General features: G+C 71.1%; 5 protein-coding genes. 4 read left to right on the plus strand and 1 reads right to left on the minus strand.

Annotated features, from left to right (window positions below):
* Nucleotides 1–28 precede the first annotated feature (28 nt).
* The gene (locus ACFUC1_RS20100; protein WP_379123002.1) at nucleotides 29–991 is read right to left on the minus strand and encodes an NAD-dependent epimerase/dehydratase family protein; all 963 of its coding nucleotides are present in this window, start codon (nucleotides 989–991) and stop codon (nucleotides 29–31) included.
* Between the two features lie 99 nt (nucleotides 992–1,090).
* On the opposite strand from ACFUC1_RS20100, the gene ACFUC1_RS20105 reads away from it, so the two are divergent.
* From ACFUC1_RS20105 to ACFUC1_RS20120, 4 genes are all read left to right on the plus strand, one after another.
* Nucleotides 1,091–1,456 (plus strand): hypothetical protein, encoded by a 366-nt coding sequence (locus ACFUC1_RS20105; protein ID WP_379123004.1) that lies wholly within the window; start codon nucleotides 1,091–1,093, stop codon nucleotides 1,454–1,456.
* A gap of 243 nt (nucleotides 1,457–1,699) precedes the next feature.
* Nucleotides 1,700–3,868 carry an MMPL family transporter gene (locus ACFUC1_RS20110; protein ID WP_379123006.1) on the plus strand — a complete coding sequence of 723 codons (2,169 nt, stop codon included), beginning with the start codon at nucleotides 1,700–1,702 and terminating at the stop codon, nucleotides 3,866–3,868.
* Between the two features lie 142 nt (nucleotides 3,869–4,010).
* On the plus strand, nucleotides 4,011–4,289 hold the full coding sequence (locus ACFUC1_RS20115; protein ID WP_379123008.1) for a hypothetical protein: 279 nt from the start codon (nucleotides 4,011–4,013) through the stop codon (nucleotides 4,287–4,289).
* 145 nt (nucleotides 4,290–4,434) lie between these two features.
* Complete coding sequence (locus ACFUC1_RS20120) at nucleotides 4,435–5,445, plus strand: aldo/keto reductase family protein (RefSeq protein WP_379123010.1); 1,011 nt, start codon at nucleotides 4,435–4,437, stop codon at nucleotides 5,443–5,445.
* The last annotated feature ends 32 nt before the right edge of the window (nucleotides 5,446–5,477 follow it).

Raw genomic sequence — 5,477 nt, forward strand, 5'->3', positions numbered from 1 at the left:
GACCGGCACCCCGCGGCATACGACTCGGTCACGCGGCGCCCGCCCGGGCCGCCTCGCGGGCCACCAGCTCCCGGAACCCGTCACGCCAGGTCGCGTGCGTCGGCGCCCAGCCGAGCTCCGCCTTCGCCTTGGCGTTCGACGCGCCACGCAGCTCGGTCATCATCACGACCCCAGTCTCGCCCGCGACCAGCCGCGCCAGCCAGACAGGGACGCGCATCGGCTTCTTCGCGCCGAGCACCTCGGCCAGGTACGGCAGCCACGTGCCGACCGTCGCCGGCTCGTCGTCGACGATGTTGTAGACGCCCGGGGCGCCGCCCTCGACCGCCGCGACGGTGGCCTCAGCGGCGTCGGCGATGTGGATGAACGACCACGCGCCCGCGCCGTCGCCGACCAGCGGCATCTTGCGCTGCTGCACGGCCAGCGTCTGCTCGCCGCCCACCCCGAGCGAGGTGTGCGGGCCGTAGAAACCGCCGTACCGCAACACGATCCCGTCCGTCCACGTGGCTGCCGCGACCGCCGACTCGACGTGCTTGATGGCGCCGACGGTCTGCGACATCCCGGGCGGGGGAGTCGCGCCGAACGAGTCGTCCTCGGTCTTGACCATCGAGCCCGTCCGGTCGTACCCGGCGAAGAAGCTCTGCGCCACGAACCGCTTGACCCCCACCGCCTGCCCGGCCGACAGCAGGTGGTCGGTGCCATCAGTCCGCAGCCGGTTGGTCTGGGCGAACCCGCGGTCGAAGTGCCGGAAGTCCATCGGCCCGATCGAGGTCAGCTGGTGCACGATCACGTCGGGCTGCGCCGTCGCCACCGCGGCCGCTACCTGTTCCGCGGAGAGCGCGTCGGCCACCACGGGCACGGCTCCCATCTCGCGCAGCCTCGCCTGCTTCGACTCGCTGCGCGTCATCGCGTGCACCTCGTGCCCGGCCCGCACCAGCCGCGGCACCAGCTGCCGCCCCATCGCGCCGGTCGCCCCTGCCACGAACACCTTCATCGCCTTCTCCTTCGTCCGATTCCGTCCTTCACCCCATCCAGACGGGACAGCCCGACGTCCTGTGACACCGTCCGCCCGAGAAAGTTGCGAGGACTGGGGATGTCCACGTCTGCGGCATACGACGCACCCGGCATCCATCGGGTGACGGAGGCGCTGCGGCCCCTCGAGGACCACCATTCCGTCATGGGTGGGGCGCAGGAGCGCATCGACGCGGGGACGACCTGGGTGACCTGGGAAGGGCCGCCGTTCGTCGACCCCACGAGCGGTCGCAAGGGCGCCTTCGTCGACGAGTGCATGGCGCTCAACGAGGCCGAGCTGCTGGAGCTCTGCGCCTACTGGGAGTGGCGGACCGAGCAGGTGACCAGCGAGATCGACGTGTGGTGGTGCTGGACCGTCGTGCGGTTCGGCCGCCGCTTGCTCGACATGCGCCGCGGCCACATCCGCTACCCGCGCCTCCCGTCCTGACGTATGCCGTGGTGCGGCCTGGTGCGCGGGCCGGACCCTGGCGACCACGCGGCATACCCGAGGCTCCGGACGGACCACGTGGGGCATCGCGGACATAGTGGTCAGGGTCGTCCCTGAACGATCCCTGAACGTCCCCGGACAACGCCGTAAACCACTGTGCCGCGGCGACGCCCGCGGCCTACCGTCGAGGGCGAAGGGGCGCCGTGCAGGGTGCGCAACCGTCCACGGTGAGAGGCAAGGGGCATGAGTGAGACACGGATCGGTGACGTCGGGCGGTTGGCCTGGTTCCCGTCCTCGAAGGTGACGAAGTGGTTCGTCGTGGGGTTCTGGCTGCTGGTGCTGGCGGCCGCGTTCAGCCCCGCCGGCAAGCTCCAGGGGGTCCTCAACAACGAGGCCGTCGCGTGGCTGCCCAAGGACGCCCAGTCGACGCAGGTCGTCAAGCAGATCGAGGCGTTCCAGAGCAAGAACGAGTTCCCGGCGGTCGTCGTCTACGAGCGGCCGGCCGGCGTGACGCAGGCCGACCTGCAGGCGGTCGCCGCGCAGGTGCAGCGGTTCAACGCGCTCGAGCCGGTGAAGAAGGACAGTGTCGGGCCGATCCCGGCCAAGGACGGCAAGGCGCTGCAGGTGATCGTCCCGGTCGACGCGGGGAACGCGGGGTGGGACTCGCTGGGTGCCACGGTCGACGACCTGCGCGCGATCGCCAAGGACCGCCCGGCCGGCCTGTCGATGCAGGTGACCGGCCCGGTCGGGTATGCCGCCGACTCGTCAGCGGCGTTCTCCGGCATCGACGGCAAGCTGCTCTACTCGGCGATGGCGGTCGTCATCGTCATCCTTCTGCTGACGTACCGCAGCCCGGTGCTGTGGCTCGTCCCGGTCGTCTCCGCCGGCACCGCGCTGTTCGTCGCGCAGGCCGTCATCTACTTCCTGGCCAAGGACGACACGCTGACCGTCAACGCGCAGAGCTCCGGCATCCTCACGGTCATCGTGTTCGGCGCCGGCACCGACTACGCGCTGCTGCTCGTCGCGCGATATCGCGAGGAGCTGCGACGGCACGAGGACCGGCACGAGGCAATGGCGTTCGCGCTGCACCGCGCCGGCCCCGCGATCCTCGCCTCGGGTGCCACAGTCATCGCCGGGATGCTGTGCCTGCTCGTCGCGACGATGAACTCCACCAAGGGCCTCGGCCCGGTCGCGGCCATCGGCATCGGTGTGGGGCTGCTGGTGATGCTGACCCTGCTGCCGGCGCTGCTGGTGGTGTGCGGGCGGTGGATCTTCTGGCCGGTGCGGCCGACGTACGGCTCGGTCGACCACACCCGCGACGGCGTCTGGGCGCGGGTCGGCCGACGTATCGCCCGCGCGCCGCGGCGCACCTGGGTCGTCACGTCGCTGCTGCTCGCGGTCGCCTCGCTCGGCGTCCTGCAGCTCAACGCGGTCGGCCTCAAGAACGCCGACTCCTACTACGGCAAGCCCGAGTCGGTGGTGGGGGAGCAGACCCTCGCCAAGCACTTCCCGGCCGGCGCCGGCTCGCCCGTCATGGTGCTGGCCAACGCGTCCCAGGCCGGGGCGGTCAAGTCCACGCTCGAGGGCGTCCAGGGCGTCTCGACCGTGACCGACCCCGTCACCAAGGGCGGACGCTCGCTGATCCAGGCGACGCTCACCGACGCGCCGGACTCCGACGCCGCCACGAAGACGGTCGACCGGGTGCGCGCGGCCATCGCCGCGGTGCCGGGGGCGGACGCGATCGCCGGTGGTGACACGGCGACCCGCGCGGACACGCTGCGGGCGGCGGCCGACGACAACGTGCGGATCATCCCGCTGATCCTCGGCGTCGTGCTGCTGATCCTCGTGCTGCTGCTGCGCGCGGTCACCGCTCCACTGGTGCTCATCGGGACCGTGGTGCTGTCGTACGGCGCGGCAATGGGGTTGTCCTCGTTGATCTTCCGGCACGTGCTGGGCTTCGCCGGGGCGGACTCGTCGCTGCCGCTGTTCGTCTTCGTGTTCCTCGTCGCGCTCGGCATCGACTACAACATCTTCCTCATGACCCGCGTCCACGAGGAGTCCAAGGAGATCGGCACCCGACGCGGTGCGCTGGTCGGCCTGGCCGCCACGGGCGGCGTCATCACGTCGGCGGGACTGGTGCTGGCGGGCACCTTCGCGGTGCTCGGGACGCTGCCGGTCGTCACGTTCGCGGAGATCGGGATCGCGGTGGCGCTCGGCGTGCTGCTCGACACGCTGGTCGTCCGGTCGGTGCTGGTGACGGCGCTGAACCTCGACCTGCGCGGCCGGATGTGGTGGCCCAGCAACCTCGCCCGTCGCGACCGTGAGCTCGACGCCGCGCCGCTGCCGGACGAGGGCGCGGCGGAGGGCGCGAGTGTCGTGGCACCGGAGGGGGTGCCGCAGCCGGCCCGCTGAGTCCGGCGCGCGTCGAACGACGGCGAGGTATGCCGCGGGCCTGGGCCCGCGGCATACCTCACCTCCGTGTCCGGGCCGGTGCTGAAGGCGTGGTGCGCACACTCTGCGTTGCCCCTGGCTGCTGACGCCGCTCACGGCCCGCGTGGTCGGCGCGACCTTCTGCCTGGGGGTGGCCGGCCTGGTCGTCCTGTGGGACGACCGTCGGGTAGCGGTGGAGCTCATGCGCGAGGTGGAGCTGGTGATGCTCTTCCTGGTCCTCGTGGCCGTGGTCCGAGCCCGCAGCGAGTTCCTCACCGACCGCCCGCTCACCTGGGTCCTCGGGGCCGGCTTCCTCGCGGTGCTCGTCTCGTCCGCAGTGTCCCTGGCACTGGATCCCGTGCGTCACCGACCGGCCGGCCGGCACTCCCTGCGGCCGACCTGAGACAGGCGCCGGCCGCCACTGAGCCCGAAGTGGCCTCCGACCCCGGGGCGGCGTTCCGGGACATCCACGGCATACCGCATCGACGAGCCGGCACCGCCCCGAGCCCCGCAGAGCGCGCCGGCGGCACCCGGCATACGGTTGAACCATGAACTTCCGATACCTCGGCAACAGTGGACTCAAGATCTCCGAGATCACCTACGGCAACTGGCTCACCCACGGCTCGCAGGTCGAGAACGACGTCGCCACCAAGTGCGTGCAGGCGGCGCTCGACGCGGGCATCAGCACGTTCGACACCGCCGACGTCTACGCCAACACCAAGGCGGAGACCGTCCTCGGTGACGCCCTCAAGGGCGAGCGGCGCGAGAGCCTCGAGATCTTCACCAAGGTGTACTGGCCGACCGGGCCGGGCGGCAAGAACGACACCGGGCTGTCGCGCAAGCACATCATGGAGTCGATCAACGGCTCGCTGCAGCGGCTGCAGACCGACTACGTCGACCTGTACCAGGCGCACCGGTACGACACCGAGACCCCGCTCGAGGAGACGATGACGGCCTTCGCCGACATCGTCCGCCAGGGCAAGGCGCTCTACATCGGCGTCAGCGAGTGGACCGCCGAGCAGATCCGCGAGGGCCACAAGCTCGCCCAGGAGCTCAACATCCAGCTCATCTCGAGCCAGCCGCAGTACTCGATGCTGTGGCGGGTCATCGAGGGCGAGGTCGTCCCGACCTGCGAGGAGCTCGGCATCAGCCAGATCGTGTGGAGCCCGATCGCGCAGGGCGTGCTCACCGGCAAGTACCAGCCGGGCCAGCCCGCGCCCGAGGGCTCGCGCGCCGCGGACGAGAAGGGCGGCGCCGACATGATCAAGCGCTTCATGAACGACGACGTGCTCACCCGCGTGCAGAAGCTCAAGCCGATCGCGGACGAGGCCGGTCTCACCATGGCCCAGCTCGCCGTCGCCTGGGTGCTGCAGAACAAGAACGTCGCCGCCGCGCTCGTCGGCGCCTCCCGCCCGGAGCAGGTCGCGGAGAACGTCAAGGCCGCCGGCGTGAAGCTCGAGGACGCGCAGATGAAGGCGATCGACGAGGCGCTCGGCGACATCGTCGAGCGCGACCCCGGCAAGACCAAGGAGACCGCGCCTCAGACGCGCGTCGCCTGAGCCTGCACCGCGCGGCGTCCGTGAGCAGACGC

Source organism: Pedococcus sp. NPDC057267 (assembly GCF_042668795.1).
GTDB lineage: Bacteria > Actinomycetota > Actinomycetes > Actinomycetales > Dermatophilaceae > Pedococcus.